This window comes from Terriglobales bacterium (assembly GCA_035567895.1).
GTDB lineage: Bacteria > Acidobacteriota > Terriglobia > Terriglobales > Acidobacteriaceae > Gp1-AA112.
Map to the genome: position 1 here is coordinate 41741 of DATMPC010000058.1, position 18853 is coordinate 60593.

The following is an 18853-nucleotide window of genomic DNA, read 5'->3' on the forward strand; positions in this document are numbered from 1 at the left end:
CTAACTGGCTGTCTCCGCATGCGAGGCTTCCATGGGAACGGCAGATACGCTATCGGTCAGCGCGGCCTCGCTCGAATAGCGAATGATGTGCTCGTATTCGTTGCCTGTGAGAGTCCGCAGTCTGGAAGTATCCATGGTGTAGGAGCCGATGAGATAAGGAAAGGCGTCTGGTGGAATTGAGGTTACTCCCCAATTCCACATGAAATTGACCACTGCTCGGCATAGAGCCGCGCTTGGTAAACGCTTCAAGCCAGTCCCGGCAAGTTTCGAGCATTGTTCTACGGTCAGGGATTCACCGCTTCCCGCTACATTGAGGACGGTGAGAGTTTCTCGCGACTTCGGCCGTCGCAGTGCCCAGGCGATCACTCTGGCCACGTCATCCACATGCACGAATTGCAACTCGTTTCGCAAATACGCCCGCCCACTTGGAAGGAGCATGGGCAGGCGTTTTCCGCGGCGCTCCAGCCGTTTCGCGATTCGCCCACGACCATACGCCGTGCCGCGCACGCAATTGATCATGTAGTTCTGGACAGCGGCTCCGGCGAAGATATGAGGCCGGAGAATGTAGACTTCGCATGGGCCCAAATCACGCGCACGCGCCTGCACGGCGAGATCGGCCTCCCGTTTGTGAATGGCGTACGCCAGCGTGTGCGCGTTAAGAGGATCGTTTTCCCGCGCCGGACGTTTGAGATCGGGTCCGTAGACTGCGACGCTGCTGAGATGGATGAACTTGGCAACGTGTCCACCCATGCGATTCACTTCGGCAACGGCTTCGACCACGCGAGCGGTGCCAGCTACGTTAATTCGCCACATTCGATCGCGATCAAGGACACCCGTTCGTACGGGATCAAGGATGAAAGCCAAATGGACTACACCGACTGCCCTGGTTTCACGAAGAATTTCGGTCATCCGCGAGCAGGAGGACTCTTGCCCAAGGTCAACACTTTCAAACTGGATCGAGGTTGAAGCATTCGCCGGGGGGCGAGTGTCGAGTCCAATGACATTGAAGCCCTCAAGTAGGGGCAACAGGCTCGTGCCAAGACTTCCGGAGACACCTGTCACCAGCAATGAGGGCTTCGTCGAAGCCATTATTTTTTCGGGTTTGCCGATTGAGTAGGTGATGGATTCGTTCCAGTCGCGGGCGACGAACTGGGAGTCGCTTCAGCTTTCGGCTTCAGAGTTGGAGCGCCTCCAGGCTGGCCGGGCTTCGCACCGGAAGCTTCGGAGCCGAAGTAGGCATCGTTGTAATCGGCCTTGCTAGCTCCCATGATCTTCTGCCGCGCGTCTTCGATGCGTTGCTGCGTGAGTCGCTGTTTGACTTGCTCCTTGACCTGCTCCAACGGCACTTGCTGCTTTGCATCGACTCTGTAGATTACAGATCCGACGGAATCCTGTATCACGTCGGAGATATCTCCCGGTTTCAAAGAGAAAATCTTCTGCTCGTGGGCAGGAGGCAGAGTACCGCGACGCTTGGCGCCGACCTTTGTGCTTTGAGGTGGAGTCGAGTTCTTTAATTGCTCGAACACTGCTTTCTGAATAGTCTCAGGATCTCCACCACTCGCAAGTTGCTCGCGAGCCTTGTCGGCGATCGCCTTTGCGTCGGGTGCGGGCTGGGCTGGCGTTGCCCCTGCTGAACTGCGAGGAACGAAGATTCGTGTGAGAGTAACTTCCTCAAACGCTGTGGGATTTTGATCGTAGTAGGTCTTGATGTCGCCATCGCTTACCTTCGACGCGTCAGCTTGGAGTTTGCGCTCTGCGTCCTGCGCCAGCAACCGCAAACGCATGATCGCCAGTTGTTCAGAAAAATCTGGATCCTTATCGACTCCCAGCTTTACGCCTTCGTTTGCGGCGGTGATGAATTGCACATACTGGGCGGCGACCTGGCGGCGCATGTTGGGAGGAGCGCCGGCAGCGACGGTCTTCAGCAGCTTCTCAAACTGTGCCCGAGTAATTTGGGTTTTGCAGTCGGGATGGGACGCTGGAGCTGCCGCGCTCGCAGACGCCTTTCCCGCGGCTGCAGGCCCGGGTGCCGGTTTGGGCACACCATTGAGCGAAACATCGCAGACGCCATTAATGGTGATCACCGGGGAATCGGCGGGAACGGACGAGTCGGGCGTAGTCGACGATGCTGCCGGCGGGGCAGCTTGAGCGGCACCCGTGTTCGGAGGTGCGGGCTTTGCGGACGGCTGTTCGCTCTGCGCCGCGCCGATCACAGAACCGTTTGAAACCGCCAGGAGAAAGAAGATGAATAGCTTGGAACGAATCAACAAATACCTCCAAAAGATTAAAACAGGGAAGCATTCGATGCTAGCACATGAAGGGAGAGTGTTCAGATTCTAGTTCGGGCAGTCGCGATAAGATGATGACAGAGATTTAATGGCTGCTTCCTACATCTCTTCGCCGGAAAGTATGCGGCTGGAGAAGCGCTCAGTGGCGCGAAACTCCGTGCTGGCGGCGATCGCTATGACCGGTCTGAAGATCGTCGTCGGATTTGCGACTGGGAGCCTTGGCCTCATCTCGGAAGCCGCGCACTCCGCGCTTGATCTAATCGCGGCCGTTATCACTTTCTTTTCTGTCGGCGTATCGGACAAACCTGCGGACGCTGATCACCAGTATGGTCACGGAAAAGTCGAGAACTTTTCGGCCTTCATTGAGACAGGCCTGTTACTCATCACCTGCGTGTGGATCCTGACTGAAGCGACCCGGCGGCTTTTTTTCCATCATCACTCTGTGATCGAGCCATCGGTGACCGCGTTTGGAGTGCTGTTTCTTTCAATGGCGGTAGACTTCTGGCGTTCGCGGGCGCTTGGCAAGACGGCGCTTCGGTACGACAGCCAGGCGCTCGAGGCGGATGCGCTTCACTTCACGACGGATATTTGGTCGAGTGGAGTCGTTGCCGTTGGTCTTGGGTTGGTGTGGATCGGGAACCGGCTCGGGATTTCCTGGTTACGCCTGGCCGATCCGATTGCAGCTCTCGCCGTCGCTGGCGTGATCATGTATGTCAGCTCGCGGCTCGCAAGACAGACCGTGGATGCATTGCTCGATGCTGCCCCAAGGGGCGTTCGCGGCCAAATTGTACGCGAGGTGGAAGGCATTGCTGGAATCCTCGATGTAGACCGAGTCCGCGTGCGCCGTGCGGGCAATCGCTATTTCGCGGAAGTGCAGGTTGCCGTAAACCGCAATGCGACCTTACAGCACTCCGAACACATGTCTACTTCCGTGACCGACGCCGTGCACCGTGTTCTTCCCGACGCCGATGTCACCATTCGTGCTCTGCCACGCGCGACTGGTGGTGAAAGTATCTTTGACCGAATCCGCGCGGTCGCGGCTCGCCACAATCTGAGTGTGCATGACGTGAATGTTCAGGACCTGAATGGAAAGCTCCACGTCGAGCAACACCTGGAACTCGATGAACGCCTTTCGCTCAAAAATGCTCATGACTTTGTGACTGTGCTCGAAGCCGAGATACGCGATGAAGTGCCGGAGATCGATTCCATATTGACGCATATTGAGAGCGACTCCGCTACTATCGAACCGGGCGACCCGACACTTCGCAACACGGCACTCGAGCACAAGCTGCGCAAGATCGTTGCTGAATTTCCAGAAATCATCGACTTGCACGAAGTAGTGCTCAAGCGAGTGCGTGACAGGCTTTACCTTTCTTGTCATACGACTCTGCCGGATGATCTCTCGCTCTCTCGGGTTCATGACATTTCGACAGCGCTCGAAATTCGCTTCAAGCAAGCCGCTCCAGAACTCTTTAAGGTACTGATCCATACGGAACCGCTGACGGATAATCGGCGATGATGCGTTGCAGCTCCGTCGTCGCGCTCGCGATTTTCGTGAACAACGGCGATTGAGGATGAATCAAATAAAGATATGGATAAGCCCAAAGTCGTAGTATTCAGTCAGCCTGGCTGACCACCGTGCCGCATTGCTGAGGCCTTCCTCTCGGAGAGAGGAATCGAATTTGAGGTCCGCGACGTTTCCGTCAGCTTTTCGGCCGCAAGGGAATTGGTCGAGAAGTACCAGAGCCGCTCTACTCCTACAATTGTCGTTGGCGAACAGGTGATGATTGGCTTCGATCCGCAGCGGCTGGAAAAAATGCTTCAACCTTGATGCCCGAAAGTTAGAAGGCTATCTACTCATCGCTGCCGCTGCATTCTGCTACGGAGCCTCGGCAGCGGTGGGTAAGGCTGTCTTCAATGGAACGCACTGGGTGCGCGGGGCGGGCATCGATGCGCTGATTCTTTCGCAAACACGCTCAACTTTCGCGCTGCTGGTTCTTGTCCCGATTGTTTTCATCTCCCGCGGGCCGGCTGTGCTCAAGGCAAGCCGTCGCACATTGGTCATGTGCGGTGCCATGGGAGTGTTGGGGATTTGCGGCGCCAACTTCTTCTACTACTACGCTATCGCGAAAAGCACGGTTGCCACGGCAATCACGGTTCAGTACACCGCTCCAGTATGGGTTTACGCATACAGCGTTATGGTGGGGAGAGATCGAGCTACTTGGCTGCGGAGCGTTGCCGTAATACTCGCCTTCCTCGGATGTGGACTTGTGGCGCTTACCGGTGCTCAAGCTCAGTTCCGAAGTAGCACGATCGGTATTCTCGCAGCCTTGGGCGCAGCGTTCTCCTATTCGTTTTACAACGTGATCGGGTCTGATCTACTCGCGCGATCTTCGCGTTGGTTGGTGCTCTTCTACACATTGCTGGCCGCGACAATCTTCTGGTTGATCGTGAATCCACCGTGGAGAGTCCTATCCCAGCACTACTCCAGCCGAGAATGGTTGTTCCTTTTCGGATTCGCAATGGTCTCGATGTTGATTCCGTTCGCGCTGTATCTTGGCGGATTGCGATTGCTGGATCCGACCAGCGCGATTGTCACCAGTTGTCTGGAGCCCGTGTTTGCGAGTGTGCTTGCGGGGAGCTTCGTGGGGGAGGGACTCCGGGGATGGCAGATTTTGGGAATTGTGCTGGTACTAAGCCAATCCGTGATCATCCAATTGCCTGCGCGCAGCGCTTTGGGAGCCTCAGCCCAATAGTCCAATTAGAAATGTGGCACAGCCACGCTCGGCTGTGGCTCTTCGTTTTTCGCCTCGCTCGCGTTATGAAGAGCTGAGAAACCGATCCACGTTGAATCACGATTTGTTACAGTGAACGCGCATGTTTGCGCGCAGAACGGGATGGAGGCTCGCAGAAAATCGCTATTCGGCTGCTCTGAGTAAGGCGGGTGCTGAGGGGACAGGATTGATTGATCTCACGGCATCTAATCCGACGCATTGCAATTTCGAACTTAACTCAGTAGCGATTTTGTCCGCGCTTGCGCATGTTGAATCACTCAATTACGACCCGGATCCCCAAGGTTTACGCTCTGCGCGAAGTGCCGTCGCGGACTACTACAACGCGAGCAAGCTGCGCGCGAACGCACCCATAATTTCGCCCGAGCAAATCTTTCTTACTACAAGTACGAGCGAGGGCTACTCCTTTCTCTTTCGGCTGCTGTGTGATCCCGGCGACGAGGTGCTCGCACCACAGCCAAGCTATCCGCTATTCGAGTTTCTGGCAGACATAGAGGATGTGCAGCTCCGTTCCTACGAACTCTTCTATGACCACGGGTGGCACATCGACATAGCTGGATTGCAAAAGGCAATAACAGCGCGAACGCGGGCGATCTTGTTGGTTAATCCGAACAACCCCACAGGATCATTTGTTCGCCGCCGGGAGCTGGAGCAGCTCGCCACTCTTTGTCGGGCGCGCAATCTCGCTCTGATCTCTGATGAGGTGTTTCTGGATTACGAGGTCGAAGGTGTTGCTGACGTCAGCGCGGCCTTTTCGAGCGAGTGTCTGTCGTTTGCATTGAGTGGATTGTCCAAGATCTCCTGTTTGCCGCAGATGAAGCTGGCGTGGATTGTTGTAAACGGCCCAGCTGAGTTGCGCACCCAGGCTCATGCCCGACTTCAGATGATTGCCGACACCTATCTTTCCGTAAACGCGCCGATTCAGCTCGCGCTAAGGGAATTGCTCACGCAGCGGCATCAAGTTCAACCGCAATTAGCGAAGCGTACACGCGCCAACCTAAAATTCCTCGATGAGCAGCTCAAGTCGGCCGCAGGTATCCAGCGGCTTAAGGTGGAAGGTGGGTGGTATGCCGTGCTGCGGATCCCGGCGAGAGAGTCCGACGAAGACGTGGCAATCGAACTAATACGCCGCGCTGGAGTTGTTGTCCATCCGGGCCACTTCTACGACTTCCAGAGGGACGGATACCTTGTCGTGAGCCTGATTACGCCCGAAGAAGAATTCCGAAAAGGAATCCTGTCGGTTCTGGAGATCGTGGCTTAGTTTGGAGCTTTAACGTGGTTCCGGCCGCCCTCGGCCGGACTTTTGACGTTCCTCGGCCGAGGGGGGACGGAACCACGGAATCCAAACCACGTAATTCAAAACTGAAGAATCTTACGAACTATGATCCGCGAACTGAAATCCGGAGAGTATCGCCTGTACTCTCGAAAGAAGAATCCCAAGACGGGTAAACGGCGCAATCTCGGTACGTTCTCCTCGAAAGAGAAAGCCGAGGCTCATGAATGCGCAGTTCAATATTTCAAGCCGCCACTGATCGGAGACAACTATCGCCAGCAGCAAAACAAAAGCACCAGTAAGACTGGCATATCAAGAAGGCGGCCAACGCAGCAAAACGAAAACGAACCACAGCACACCTGCCGAAATCCACGCGTACCTCTTTGGGAAAAGAAGGCGCGAAGGCGGCTAGGCGCAGCGCTGACTTCGACTAGCGCTTTACAAGAAACGGATTGCTTTGCCGTTCCTCGCCAATCGTCGTCAAAGGGCCGTGACCGGGAACCACGACCGTCTCATCCGGCAAAGCCAGCACTCTATCGTGCAGCGAAGTAATGATCTTGTTGAACGAACCACCGGGTAAATCTGTGCGTCCGATGCTGCCGGCAAACAGGGTATCGCCCGCTATGAGCTTTTGCTCAGAAGGGAAGTAGAGGCACGTACTTCCCTCCGTATGTCCGGGTGTATGCATGGCAACGGCATGGATTGCGCCACACTGAATCGTTTCTTGATCTTCCAGGCTTTGATCTATCTCTACTGCGCCTGGAGGTGGCGTGCCAATCCACGCCGCCTGTACGTCCAGCATCTTTAGCAGCGCATAATCATTCTTGTTCAGAAGGATTGGCGCATTGGTTGCGCGTTTCAGCTTCATCGCGCCGCCGACGTGGTCGATATGGGCGTGCGTGACGATAATCTGTTTGAGCTTGAGCTGATGCCGTTTGAGAATTTCTAAAATGCGGTCGATCTCATCACCAGGATCGATGACCAACGCTTCCCGTGTGTTCTCGTCGGCGATGACCGAACAATTGCATCCCAACATTCCCACAGGAAAGATTTCGTGAATCACAGCGCACTCCTCAAAAAGCTGAAAGCCTCCGAGAGGAGGCTTTCACAAGCGAACTTAATCCATCCTAAAGGAGGAATTACTTCGTTACAGGCTGAGGTTCGGTATTCGATCCCTTAGCCGGAGCTCCGGGTTGTGCCGGAGCCGTAGTCTGACTAGCTGGCTTTACACCTTGCATCACGGAATTGCCAGTTCTTCGGCTCATCATCACTGAGAGCGTAATCGAGGTGACCATAAAGATCACGGCCGACCACGTGGTCGCCTTGGTTAGAACGTTAGCCGCTGACCGCGGGCCAAACGCAGTCTGCGAACCCATTCCACCGAAGGCCGCTGCTACGTCGGCACTCTTGCCGCTCTGCAGAAGCACGACAATGACCAAGAAAATGCAAACCAAAATGTGAATAGCTACAATCAGATAGATCATTTTTCTAAACGAAGCCTTTATGTTCCCATCATTGCCGATCCCTGAGGGCTGAGAGGTGTTTACCGCGCGGATCCCGCAAGGTGGGACAGAATTTATGGTGCGGAAGGGGGGACTTGAACCCCCATGCCTTTCGGCGCCACCCCCTCAAGATGGTGTGTCTGCCAATTTCACCACTTCCGCACACTGGTGACGCGAGGCTACGTGAAGTATAGCAGAGGCTTGGAAGCCCTCGAGCCGCGCAGACTCAAAGGCATTACCACTTTACGATCGCGGCAAACGACTCTGGATCGAGGCTGGCTCCGCCTACGAGGGCGCCATCAATTTCCTCCTGCGACATGAGCGCGTGGGCGTTCTCAGGTTTGACGCTGCCGCCGTAAATGATGCGCAGTTTCTTGGCTGCGTCTGACCCGATCGCCTTTGCCGCTTCGCCACGAATAAAGATATGAGCGTTTGCGGCAATCTCAGGCGTGGCAGTTTTTCCGGTGCCGATCGCCCAGACCGGCTCGTAAGCGAGGCAGAACTTGTCCACGTCCCCGCCGGAGATCTCACGTAGAGCTGCGCCGACTTGGCGTCGCAGGATATTCTCAGTTAATCCGGACTCGCGCTCTTCAAACAGTTCACCGACGCAGACGATGCCTTTCAAACCATCAGCCAGGGCGCCTCTGAGCTTCCGATTCACTCCGATGTCGGTTTCGCCGAAATACTGCCTTCGTTCGGAGTGGCCGATGATTACCTGTTTGCAGCCTACGGACCTCAGCATCTCGGCGGAAACTTCCCCGGTAAATGCGCCCTGCTTTTCCCAGTGCATATTCTGGGCACCCACTTCAATCTGGGTTCCGGCGACGGCCTCCAGCGTTGCGGGGATACTAATAAAAGGAGGGCAAAGCGCTACGTCGTCGCGGTCATGCCCGGCAATCAGCGGCTTGAATTCACGCACGAAGGCTCGTGCGTCGTCCGGCGTCTTGTACATCTTCCAGTTGGCTGCAATTAGTTTTCTTCGCATGGGCTAGAATCGAATGCGCGTCAATTTCTCCTCGATTTTTGGGTTCAAGATGAGTGATCGTTCCGGGGAAGACTCTACGTTCAGATCTTGGGCAACGATTATCGTCGCTGCATCCGTCGTTTCGGTTGTAGGACTGCTATTCGATCGATTGCTACTGCGCGAAGGCGTTCCGCGCTACGACCTCATGGCAATTTCCAATTCGCTCACCGGCATCGTCGCTGGTGCCTTCTTCTGGCAGGCCAGGCGCCTTGATCGCGAACGCCGCGAATTCGTTCGCGAACGCCTGCACACGATCTCCGAGATGAACCACCACATCCGCAATGCGCTTCAGGTGATTTCCCTCTACTCCGACGAACAATCCGATGCGAAAACGGTCACCGCGATTGGACAAGCCGTAAACCGTATCGAATGGGCTCTGAATGAAGTGCTGCCAGCAGAGTTATTGAGCGAAAAGCTGGCATCAAACTTACCCGCCCAGCTCGATCCTCGCATCATGAAGCAATAGTTACTTGTTGTTGAGTGCTTCAACTCCCGGCAGCTTCTTGCCCTCGAGAAACTCAAGCGATGCTCCTCCGCCCGTAGAAATATGTGAAATTTTGTCAGCAACGCCGGCCTGGTGGACGGCAGCGACTGAATCTCCACCGCCCACGATCGAAGTAGCGTCTTCATTCCGAGCGATCGCTTGTGCGATTTTCTTTGTGCCCAGAGCGAACGAGGGCGTTTCAAAGACCCCCATCGGACCATTCCAGACGATTGTCCCGGCATCAGCGATTTGCTCCGCGTAGAGCTTGATGGTTTTAGGACCTATGTCCAGCCCCATGTAGCCGTCGGGAATCGGCTGATCGCTATCAATCGTCTTGGTGGGTATGTCGTTCTCGATCTTCATGGCGACGACGTCATCGATTGGAAGTAGAAATGCGACGCCGCGCTCATTGGCTTCATGCAGCAGTTCGTTTGCTAGTCCGAGCTTGTCGTGCTCAACCAGCGATTTGCCTACATCGCGTCCCTGAGCCTTCTGGAAGGTGTAGGCCATAGCTCCGCCAATGAGCAACGCATCTACTTTGCCCATCAGATTGCGAATCACTCCGATCTTGTCGGAGACCTTCGCGCCACCCAGGATCGCAATGAATGGACGCTTGGGATCGTGCAAGGCTTGCCCGAGATAGTCGAGTTCCTTCAGCATCAGGAATCCGGCCGCGGATTTGCCGACGAACTTCGTGATGCCCGCGGTGGATGCGTGTGCGCGGTGTGCGGCACCGAAGGCGTCATTTACGTAGTAATCGGCCAGCTTGGCGAGTGCACGAGCGAAGCTCTCGTCGTTGGCTTCCTCTTCTGGATGGAAGCGCAGGTTCTCGAGCAGCAGAGTTTGTCCGCTCTCGAGGCGTGTTGAAAGCTCCTCCGCCTCGATTCCCACGCAGTCCGGAGAGAAGCCGACGTTGCAGCTACTCTCCAGGACGTTGTCGAGCAGCATCCGCAGACGCTCCGCAACCGGCTTCAGACTCATCTTGGCATTCGGCTTTCCCTTGGGACGTCCAAGGTGCGATGCCAGGATCAGCTTAGCGCGATTGCGAATCGCGTATTCCAATGTGGGAAGAGTCTCGCGAATTCTCGTATCGTCGGTGACACGTCCTTCTTCGGAAAGAGGTACGTTGAAGTCGACGCGCACGAAGACTCGTTTGTCTCGAAGCGGCAGATCTTTGATCGAGAGCTTATGCATAACTGGCTCCGGTCTATAAACCTTTCTTGGCCATGAACTCAATGAGGTCGCGGACACGGCAGGAGTACCCCCATTCATTGTCGTACCAGGAAATTACTTTGACGCAATTGCCATTCACCACGCGCGTCATCGGAGAATCGACGATCGAAGAGCGGGAATCGCCGCGGAAGTCAGACGACACGAGCTCTCCATCTTCGACTCCAAGGATACCCTTTAGCGACCCAGACGCCGCTTCCTTCATCGCCGCGTTCACCTCTTCAGGCGTGGTCTTCTTTTCTGTGAACACGACCAGATCGACAACCGACACGATTGGAGTCGGTACACGCATGGCAAAGCCGTCAAGCTTGCCTTTGAGTTCCGGAATCACAAGATGAAGAGCCTTGGCGGCTCCAGTCGACGTTGGAATCATCGACAGTGCCGCGGCGCGAGCTCGACGCAGGTCCTTGTGCGGGAAATCCAGGATCACCTGATCGTTGGTGTAGGAGTGGATCGTGGTCATCGTGCCGCTCTGAATCGTGAACTTGTCGTGCACAACCTTGGCCAGCGGAGCCAGGCAGTTTGTGGTGCAGGAGGCGTTGGAGACGATGTGATGCTTCGCCGGATCGTATTTGCTTTCGTTCACGCCCAACACAATGGTGATGTCTTCATTTTTCGCCGGAGCCGAGATGATGACCTTCTTCACACTTCCACGTAGATGCTTGCGCGCCGCTTCTGCTTCGGTAAATCTGCCGGTCGATTCTACGACTATCTGTGCTCCTACCGACTCCCAGTTGAGGTTCGCCGGATCTTTTTCCGCAAAGACCTTGATCTTCTTATTGCCGATGCTGATGGTATTGTCAGTAGCGCTTACATCCTCTTTAAGATTGCCGAGAACGGAGTCGTACTTCAGCAGGTGCGCCAGCGTTTTGGCGTCTGTGAGGTCGTTGAGTGCAACGAATTCAATATTTGGATGGTTGAGTGCGGTCCGGACGACGTTTCGACCGATGCGTCCGAATCCATTGATACCAACTTTAATTGCCATTAATTCTCCGAGTGTTCGCTGCCGGAGCACGCGAACGCGATTGATTGTGGAATGAAGACGCCGCGATCAGCTCTTGCTGAGATCGCATGTACAGATGAAACAAAAATCGTAAATCACAAAGAGAAATGGCGCAAAACTCATTTCCGCAAGGAGGCAAAGAACACGAGGCGAGACGAACACCCCTAACCACAAAGGACACGAAGGTACCCGTAGAAGGATGTAAACCCAATACATTTTTTGCAATGACTTCCTCCGTGTCCTCGGTGTCTCCGTGGTGAAAAGGATTCACACCGTTTGCTCGTCGCAGCAAATTGTGTTACAAGCCTCGAATGCGCAATTGGGTGCGCGATAAAATGCGCCGCAGAGGCAAGAAGGCAAAGAACGAGTCGGAATCCACGGGCAAAGTGGGTCAGGAAAAGCCGCCGGTGACCGCCGATCAGCCGGCTCCCCTCCAACCTTCCTACTACACAGGACCGGAGTCAAGTGCGGAAAACAAGCCCACTGTACGGACTGAATCGCGATCCTTTTCGGACGATCGCATGCAGATCGTTACTCAGCCCGAGTCGCCATCGATTCCACCAGCATCTGCTGACGAGATTCTCCGACAGCCCACAGTCCCGACTGCCGGCCCCGGCCAGGCAGCAATGCCGCAGGAGAGACGAGCGCCGCGGGGAGTGGTGGTGTTGGCAATTGGGCTTCCCGGATCGGGCAAAACAACGTGGTTCAAACGCCGCGGCGTCACTCCTCTTTCGAGCGACTTATTGCGAAGCATCCTGTTCGACGACATTACCGAGCAGCGCTATCAAGGGTTGGTTTTCTCCACCTTGCGGTCACTATTGCGTGCGCGCCTCATCGCCAAGATGCCATGGAACTATGTCGATGCGACGAACCTCTCTCCGCACGAGCGCCGTCAATGGATCAAGATGGCCCGCAGCTTCGGCTACGAAGTGCAGGCACTGTTCTTCGACGTTCCACTCGAGGTCTGCCTGGAACGCAACCGCCGCCGCGAGCGCAGTGTTCAGGAAGATGTAATGCGCCGCATGGCCGAGAAGCTTCGTCCGCCTTCATTCAAGGAAGGGTTCTCGAAGATTGTGGTAGTGCGGGTAAAGAGTTCGAGCGCAGATTCAGGCGATGGCCGCCCTTTGCAGTAGCCATTTGACCGGCCCAGGAACGCATCATAGAATCAACAGAATAGCTCCATCCGAACGGGATGGCTTGATCCCGTTTCCGGCAGTTCGTCGTTCTAAGACACTGCCCCCTCGTTCAATGGTAGGACAGCTGACTCTGGATCAGCATATCGGGGTTCGAATCCCTGGGGGGCAGCCAAGTCTTTCAAGCAGTTACGAGCACAATTTTGGACTGTTGATTCCAGGTCAGCGCATCGACCTTCAAATTCTCCAAAATGAAAATCTGATCTCTCAGGTCTGGGTCCTAAAACGTGCCACACAGAGGTCCGCGCCCTGCCTACTGCGCGAAACCCAGGTGTTCTAACCACCCTGAACCACCCGCATTTCAGACCGCTGTACTAATGCAGAACGATCGCAGCTGGTTTCCGAGTGGCCCGTCATACGACCATGATGGCCGGCGCAGCAGATTGCCTCTCCCATCGATAAGCAAAAAACTATCGAACCAGTTGGTCGCCAAGGCTCGAACTAAAGGAAATACATGCACCGCTGCGCAACAGTGATCTAAACGCCAGGATTGTGATTGTTGCGGGTCGAAACCGCCTTGGCGTGCCAGTGAATGCGAGCTTCGCGTGGCGGCGTTTTGTGGATCCTTTCCCAGGCGCGGCGAAGCTGGCGCGTCGAACTGAATCCGGATTGTTCGGCGACGCGCTCCATGTCGAACCTGGTCTCGCGAAGCAGTTGCTGTGCGTAGGCCACTCGTAGACGGTTGCTGTATTCGGGAATGCTCATCCCGACGTGTTCGTGGAAGAGGCGCGAAAGATGGCGGTCGCTGGCGCCCGCGATGCGCGCGAGCGCCCTCAGACTCCAGGGCTTGGTAAGATCTGCGGCGATCGCATCCTGCACACGATGTACAGCCGGATGAATGTGATTGCGACCTTCCAGCCAGGGCGAGAGCTGTGGGTCGGAACCACTGCGGCGCAAATAGACAACGAGATAGCGCGCGACTGCGACTGCGGAGGATTGTCCCGTGGATTGATGAACGAGGTGCAGCATAAGGTCGATGCCGGCAGTGATGCCGGCGCTCGAGTACCGCGCACCGTCTTCAACATAGAGACGATTTTCCAGAATTCGAGCCCGCGGGGTGATCGCACGGAGCTCATCGTAACTCAGGTAGTGAGTGGTACAGGAGTATCCGTCAAGAAGACCAGCGCGGGCAGCGATCAACGCTCCAGTGCAGATAGAGACCAACTTATGGCCGGGACGGACGGTGGTTTTCAACCACGTCACGATGGCTCTTTCCGCCGCTTCATCATCGGCTGACTTTCCCGGACCAGGTGCCCCTCCGCACAGCATTATGTGCTCGACATCGCCGGCAAGCACGACCCACGACTGCGGTGGCAATTCCGCGGGCAGCGGTTCGATTCCTGCCAGAGTGATGCCAATCGAAGTTCGCAGTGAAGAGGTTGGCCCGATGTAACGTACCTCGAAACGTACAGAGCTTTGTACGCGGTTGGCTTGGCGCAAGACTTCAAGTGGACCAGCGATATCGAGCAAAAGCAGGCGTGGTGGGACTACGACGAAGACCGGGATGCGGCGAGGTTGATCAGAACCCGAAGCTGGGGCGGCATGGTGGAGGAGCCTTTCATCCTTACCGCCGAATACTGCGGTTTTCGTCGGCGGCATTAACGACTCCTTCATAACGTTTGCACCGGACATTTCCGACCAACTAGATGGGAGCGGTGCTAATCCATTGAATGAGACTACAAGTTGTCTCATGCTGCCGCAAGCGCCTCTTCAACAGTGGTTATTCGTGCGAAGCGCGTCTCCAGAACCAGTTCAGTTCTTGATTTGATTTGCTCCGGCGTCCACTCTCTGCCGTGGCGGTCAGTCATCGGGAATGTCAATGTTGCATCCGTGACGTAGTCAACTTCATATCCCAGATCGGAAGCATGGCGTGTGGTTGTCTCGCAGCATTGTTCCGTCCGAATGCCGCAGACGATGACACGCCGGATGCCATGTTGGGTAAGCCAGACATCGAGTCCGCTGCCAATGAGGGCGCTGTGGCAGCGCTTTTTGAAAACCGCATCCGGCTTGAACGACAAATCCCGTAATGGAACGACGTAACCCGACTCCAGAGAGAATGGTCCGGAATCCTCGACGTGAAAAATCTGGACGACTGGGATTTTGCGGGACTGGGCCCCGGCGATCAAAGATCGCAGGCACTCAACGAAGAAAGGTAGCTCAGAGTCGCGCCAGTAGGGACGATGACGGAATGATTCCTGCACGTCAACGACAAGAAGTGCGGTTGCAGAATTGGACATTCGAAATCCCTCTCCTTGAAAGCGATTGTTGCAGTGACCGCAAATGGGCGAAAGACATGCGTTGGACCTTTACCGGACAAAAAAAGACATCGCCATCCTCGCGTTGCTGAGCGTTCAAGAAACAGAACACGACGTCTCCGCCAGTCGAATTGCCGCTAACCCAGATTTGTTCTAATTTCTCCTCTCTTCAGATCTGTTTTCGAAGGTGCTCCCGAAAACGATTGTCGCTTTTTGTCCGATACACGTCCGTCACATGTCTTTCACGTGTCGAATAGTCCTGACACAATCCCCCAAATGGGAATGCTGATGAACAAGATCCTGAGGTTACTGGCTCCTCAGCTTGCTTTTATTTGCTGGTCTCCAGCATTGCGTTGGTGTTGAAAAAACGGAGGTTCGAAGTGAATCGACTTAAGATGCGAAACAGAAATTCCAGGCAATATCTCTATTCTTCCGCAGTTCTTGCTTGCGTATCGTTGCTGCTGACGAGTATCGCTTTGGGACAAAGCACAACCGGAACACTACGTGGACAGGTTCTGGACCAACAAGGCGCGACCATCGCAAATGCGAAGATAAAGATTGCGAATCAGGAGACCGGAGTCGTCTCCAATACAGTTACCTCATCAGCCGGAACCTGGAATGTTCCCAGCCTGCTCCCGGGAAAATATTCGGTCAGCGTCGAGGCGCAGGGTTTCCGCGGATTTGTGCGGAAAGACGTTGTCGTGCTTGCGGACCGTGACAATACAGCCGACGCGCAGTTGCAGGTGGGGGCAGCGACAGAGGTCGTTGAAGTTGTTGCCGCCGGAGCAGCAGTTGAGACGTCTTCCTCTTCGCTAAGTAACAACTTCAACTCCCAGGACGTACTGAACTTGCCCAACGCTGGCGGAGCCCTGAACGGCAGCCCGCTAAATCTTGCGGTGCTGGTCCCCAACGTTGTGGCACAGCCGGGCGGCGTTACCGGAGTAGGCGGGTCAGTTGGTGGCACGCGTCCTCGTGAGAACAACTTCAGCGTCGATGGAGTGGATGACAACAATCTCGGTGTTACGGGACCAAATTCAACGGTGATTCCCGACGCCGTGGCCGAATTTACCTTGCAAACCAACCAGTTCAGCGCCGACACAGGACACTCTTCCGGCGGCCAATTCAACCTGGTTACCAAAACGGGAACGAATAGTTTTCACGGCTCGGCGTACGAGTATTTCCAGAATCGAAACCTGAACGCAATGGACAACCTGACCAAGGCTGCTATTGCAGCCAAGACGATTCCGGGCCAGCCCGCGTATGACAACAATCGCTTCGGAGCGAATCTTGGTGGCCCAATCGTGAGGAACAAGCTGTACTTCTTCGGCAATTACGAATACACGGACCTGCACGGCGACGGAAATGCCACATTCCTGGATGCTCCCACCGCAACTGGACTGGCGACCATGCAAAGCCTGGCTGCCGATCAGGCAGTAAGAGATGTTCTAAAGAATTATCCCGTAGCTCCAACTGCGGATCCAAGCCTTGCGATTACAGTAAACGGAAAGTCGATTCCTGTAGGTCCGCTTGTGCTTATCAGCCCGCTCTTACAGCGGGAGCACGATGCAATTGCCAATATCGATTATTCGGCGAGTAAGCACCAGGTTGGTTTCCGTTTCCTTCTCAACCAGACTAAGTTCATTGTCCCGGTGAACTCAACGCAATCACAATTCAACCAGGACCAGCCGGTACGTAGTCGCAAGATATCTGTGAATGATACGTGGACGCTAAACGCCCACACAGTGAATGACCTTCGCCTACAGTATTCGTATTTCTCCCTGGCGTCGGTCAACCCATGCACGACTTGTCCGCCAGAGGTCACGATTGAGGAGTTGGGCAGTACGACTGTAGGCCCCTCAGATAACCAGCATCAGAAGCAGAATTCTTACCAGGTGAAGGACAGTCTTTCCCGGGTTGTGGGCAAGCACACGCTGAAGTTTGGAGGAGAATACACGCATTACATCTATCCTCAGTTCTTTCTGCCGCGGAGCAATGGGGACTACTGGTACAAGACAGCGCAGGACCTCGTGAACGACAACCTGGCCTCGGTACCAGGACGTACGTTGCGAGGCGCCGGCAGCGGCAGCTTCCTCGGAACAGAAAGTCTGTTCGCAGGATACCTTCAGGACGATCTGAAGTTGACCCCGCGACTGACGCTGAACCTGGGACTCCGGTACGAATACTGGACGAATCCGGTAGGCGGCGAGACACAAGCACTCAATGCCATATCGAGTGTTCCCAACGTCATTACATTCGGCAAACCGAAGACGGATACCAACAACTTCGCTCCAAGAATTGGCTTTGCTTACGATCCGTTCGGGAGCGGAAAGACATCGGTTCGTGGAGGTTTTGGCATTTCCTATGGATGGAAGTTCCAGAACTTCGCTGCCATTACGCTTCCTCCTCAAACCCAGAGCGAAATGGATCCCGCGTCGGCGTGTGGCCTAAGCACTCCGCCGGGTTGGTGTGCCAACTTTGGGAACAAGCCGGGATCGAATGGAACCGGGTCGCCCTTCCTCGCAGCCGGTGGGTTGCCGTCGGTGTACTTGCCTCCCGCAAATCAGCAAGAAGCAAGAGCTCTAACCACGGCGTATATCGACGATACCGTAATGCCGAAGATTCTTACGTGGTCTTTCGGCATCCAGCGCGAACTCTACCGCAATGGTTTATTCGAGGTACGCTATCTGGGAACGCGCGGCTTGGAGTTGCCAGTTCAATTCCGCCGTAACCGTATTAGCGCGTTTGACGCAGGAGTCAATGCAATACCCACGTTCTTCAAAGCATCCGATGTCCCGGCAACCTGGAATGCCGGCACGCCCACAGACGCCGCATTCAACGCCTTTCTGGCCAGCGGCGGCAACAATATCTATCGCCCTTTTGGCTTCTTGGCAAATGTCACGTCGGATCCGCCATTAGGAAGCAGTGTCTATCATGCACTCTCCTGGAACTATACACAGCGGGCATGGCGCGGGCTGTCGTTCAACGCGAACTACACCTGGTCGCATGCGATTGACGATGCCACGAACGAATTCTTTACGAGTCTTCTGAATCCGCGGCGAGGGCAAGACACAAATCAGATCGGGCAGGACCGTTCCGACTCTGATTTAGACGTGCGTCAGAAGTTTGCTTTATCCGCAAGCTATGAAACACCTGCCATCCACTCCGACAATAGGGCTGTTAAGACATTGCTGAACGGATACAGTCTCGGAGTAGTTTACCTCGCTCAGACTGGCCAGCCGGTAACTCTCCAGTCTGGTCTGGCGGGTATCGATTCGAATGGAAACGGAGATACGGCTGGAGATCGTGGCGTGCTGAATCCATTCGGCACATCACTGAAGGGTTCCGATGTGATCCCTGTATGTGCTAATCCAAACGGCACTACTTCTTTGGCCGGCGATACGGTGGGGAACGGCGGATCTTGTCCTGGCGCTTCGATTGGATATCTCGCAGCAGATCCGACCGCAAAATTTGTAATCGCAGGGCCCGACGTAAAAGCAAACCTTGGGCGAAACAGTTTCCGATCCCCAGGTTTCGGAGTGGCGAACCTGTCGCTCGGCAAGAAACTAAAGATAACGGAGTCTGCTTACTTTCAGCTCAAAGCTGACTTCAACAACGTACTCAATCACAAGAACTACACCATCAGTAACGGCAATGTGTTCAGCGCATCCGGAGTAACAGCGGCAACTTCAAATCCCGGATATGTGAACATTGCCGATTCCAATTTTCTGAACTCCAAGATATTTAGTGGAGGGAACCGGCAGGTGAATCTCACAGCTAGGTTCGTGTTTTGAGAGAGGAGCCGGAGGGAA

15 protein-coding genes and 2 tRNA genes are annotated in these 18853 nt (G+C 55.1%); 7 read left to right on the plus strand and 10 right to left on the minus strand.

Features of this window, described 5'->3' with window-relative positions:
- Together VNX88_11160 and VNX88_11165 are read right to left on the minus strand one after the other, a co-directional pair.
- Positions 1–1089, minus strand: coding sequence for an NAD-dependent epimerase/dehydratase family protein (locus VNX88_11160; GenBank protein HWY69219.1), 1089 nt, complete (start codon positions 1087–1089; stop codon positions 1–3).
- Positions 1089–2267, minus strand: a complete 1179-nt coding sequence (locus VNX88_11165) for a peptidylprolyl isomerase (protein ID HWY69220.1) — start codon at positions 2265–2267, stop codon at positions 1089–1091. The genes VNX88_11160 and VNX88_11165 overlap by 1 nt, the downstream gene beginning before the upstream one ends.
- 109 nt (positions 2268–2376) lie before the next feature.
- Between VNX88_11165 and VNX88_11170 the strand changes: the two genes are divergently transcribed.
- The 3 genes from VNX88_11170 to VNX88_11180 all read left to right on the plus strand — a co-directional run bounded on the left by VNX88_11170 (position 2377) and on the right by VNX88_11180 (position 6341).
- The gene (locus VNX88_11170) at positions 2377–3807 is read left to right on the plus strand and encodes a cation-efflux pump (GenBank protein ID HWY69221.1); all 1431 of its coding nucleotides are present in this window, start codon (positions 2377–2379) and stop codon (positions 3805–3807) included.
- 268 nt (positions 3808–4075) lie between these two features.
- A complete protein-coding gene (locus VNX88_11175; GenBank protein ID HWY69222.1) occupies positions 4076–5044 on the plus strand; it encodes a DMT family transporter in 969 nt (322 codons plus the stop codon).
- A gap of 121 nt (positions 5045–5165) precedes the next feature.
- Positions 5166–6341 carry a pyridoxal phosphate-dependent aminotransferase gene (locus VNX88_11180; GenBank protein ID HWY69223.1) on the plus strand — a complete coding sequence of 392 codons (1176 nt, stop codon included), beginning with the start codon at positions 5166–5168 and terminating at the stop codon, positions 6339–6341.
- 442 nt (positions 6342–6783) lie between these two features.
- Here VNX88_11180 and VNX88_11185 read toward each other — a convergent pair whose 3' ends face one another.
- The 4 genes from VNX88_11185 to tpiA all read right to left on the minus strand — a co-directional run bounded on the left by VNX88_11185 (position 6784) and on the right by tpiA (position 8840).
- Positions 6784–7416, minus strand: coding sequence for an MBL fold metallo-hydrolase (locus tag VNX88_11185; GenBank protein ID HWY69224.1), 633 nt, complete (start codon positions 7414–7416; stop codon positions 6784–6786).
- Positions 7417–7492: 76 nt separating this feature from the next.
- Positions 7493–7837: a preprotein translocase subunit SecG gene (gene secG, locus VNX88_11190; protein ID HWY69225.1), complete on the minus strand. Its 345-nt coding sequence runs from the start codon at positions 7835–7837 to the stop codon at positions 7493–7495.
- A 95-nt stretch (positions 7838–7932) separates the two neighbouring features.
- Positions 7933–8017: transfer RNA gene (locus VNX88_11195), tRNA-Leu, on the minus strand.
- 73 nt (positions 8018–8090) lie between these two features.
- Positions 8091–8840, minus strand: a complete 750-nt coding sequence (gene tpiA, locus VNX88_11200; protein ID HWY69226.1) for a triose-phosphate isomerase — start codon at positions 8838–8840, stop codon at positions 8091–8093.
- A gap of 13 nt (positions 8841–8853) precedes the next feature.
- On the opposite strand from tpiA, the gene VNX88_11205 reads away from it, so the two are divergent.
- The gene (locus VNX88_11205; GenBank protein ID HWY69227.1) at positions 8854–9345 is read left to right on the plus strand and encodes a hypothetical protein; all 492 of its coding nucleotides are present in this window, start codon (positions 8854–8856) and stop codon (positions 9343–9345) included.
- Here the strand turns inward: VNX88_11205 and VNX88_11210 are convergent, their stop codons facing one another.
- The gene (locus VNX88_11210; GenBank protein ID HWY69228.1) at positions 9346–10557 is read right to left on the minus strand and encodes a phosphoglycerate kinase; all 1212 of its coding nucleotides are present in this window, start codon (positions 10555–10557) and stop codon (positions 9346–9348) included.
- Between the two features lie 13 nt (positions 10558–10570).
- Positions 10571–11578 carry a type I glyceraldehyde-3-phosphate dehydrogenase gene (gene gap, locus VNX88_11215; protein ID HWY69229.1) on the minus strand — a complete coding sequence of 336 codons (1008 nt, stop codon included), beginning with the start codon at positions 11576–11578 and terminating at the stop codon, positions 10571–10573.
- A gap of 329 nt (positions 11579–11907) precedes the next feature.
- Between gap and VNX88_11220 the strand changes: the two genes are divergently transcribed.
- Both VNX88_11220 and VNX88_11225 read left to right on the plus strand, forming a co-directional pair.
- On the plus strand, positions 11908–12729 hold the full coding sequence (locus VNX88_11220) for an ATP-binding protein (protein HWY69230.1): 822 nt from the start codon (positions 11908–11910) through the stop codon (positions 12727–12729).
- Between the two features lie 101 nt (positions 12730–12830).
- Positions 12831–12904: transfer RNA gene (locus tag VNX88_11225), tRNA-Gln, on the plus strand.
- 362 nt (positions 12905–13266) lie between these two features.
- On the opposite strand, the gene VNX88_11230 is transcribed toward VNX88_11225, so the two are convergent.
- Complete coding sequence (locus tag VNX88_11230; GenBank protein ID HWY69231.1) at positions 13267–14388, minus strand: helix-turn-helix domain-containing protein; 1122 nt, start codon at positions 14386–14388, stop codon at positions 13267–13269.
- Between the two features lie 89 nt (positions 14389–14477).
- A complete protein-coding gene (locus VNX88_11235; protein ID HWY69232.1) occupies positions 14478–15026 on the minus strand; it encodes an isochorismatase family protein in 549 nt (182 codons plus the stop codon).
- A gap of 398 nt (positions 15027–15424) precedes the next feature.
- Between VNX88_11235 and VNX88_11240 the strand changes: the two genes are divergently transcribed.
- A complete protein-coding gene (locus VNX88_11240) occupies positions 15425–18835 on the plus strand; it encodes a TonB-dependent receptor (protein HWY69233.1) in 3411 nt (1136 codons plus the stop codon).
- Positions 18836–18853: the final 18 nt, after the last annotated feature.

Excerpts from the sequence above, each read along its gene's own strand:
- VNX88_11160 (HWY69219.1), bottom strand. The coding sequence starts at position 1,089 with ATGGCTTCGACGAAGCCCTCATTGCTGGTGACAGGTGTCTCCGGAAGT.
- VNX88_11170 (HWY69221.1), top strand. The coding sequence starts at position 2,377 with ATGGCTGCTTCCTACATCTCTTCGCCGGAAAGTATGCGGCTGGAGAAG.
- VNX88_11180 (HWY69223.1), top strand. The coding sequence starts at position 5,166 with ATGTTTGCGCGCAGAACGGGATGGAGGCTCGCAGAAAATCGCTATTCG.
- secG (HWY69225.1), bottom strand. The coding sequence starts at position 7,837 with ATGATCTATCTGATTGTAGCTATTCACATTTTGGTTTGCATTTTCTTG.
- tpiA (HWY69226.1), bottom strand. The coding sequence starts at position 8,840 with ATGCGAAGAAAACTAATTGCAGCCAACTGGAAGATGTACAAGACGCCG.
- VNX88_11205 (HWY69227.1), top strand. The coding sequence starts at position 8,854 with ATGCGCGTCAATTTCTCCTCGATTTTTGGGTTCAAGATGAGTGATCGT.
- VNX88_11210 (HWY69228.1), bottom strand. The coding sequence starts at position 10,557 with ATGCATAAGCTCTCGATCAAAGATCTGCCGCTTCGAGACAAACGAGTC.
- gap (HWY69229.1), bottom strand. The coding sequence starts at position 11,578 with ATGGCAATTAAAGTTGGTATCAATGGATTCGGACGCATCGGTCGAAAC.
- VNX88_11220 (HWY69230.1), top strand. The coding sequence starts at position 11,908 with ATGCGCAATTGGGTGCGCGATAAAATGCGCCGCAGAGGCAAGAAGGCA.
- VNX88_11230 (HWY69231.1), bottom strand. The coding sequence starts at position 14,388 with ATGCCGCCGACGAAAACCGCAGTATTCGGCGGTAAGGATGAAAGGCTC.
- VNX88_11235 (HWY69232.1), bottom strand. The coding sequence starts at position 15,026 with ATGTCCAATTCTGCAACCGCACTTCTTGTCGTTGACGTGCAGGAATCA.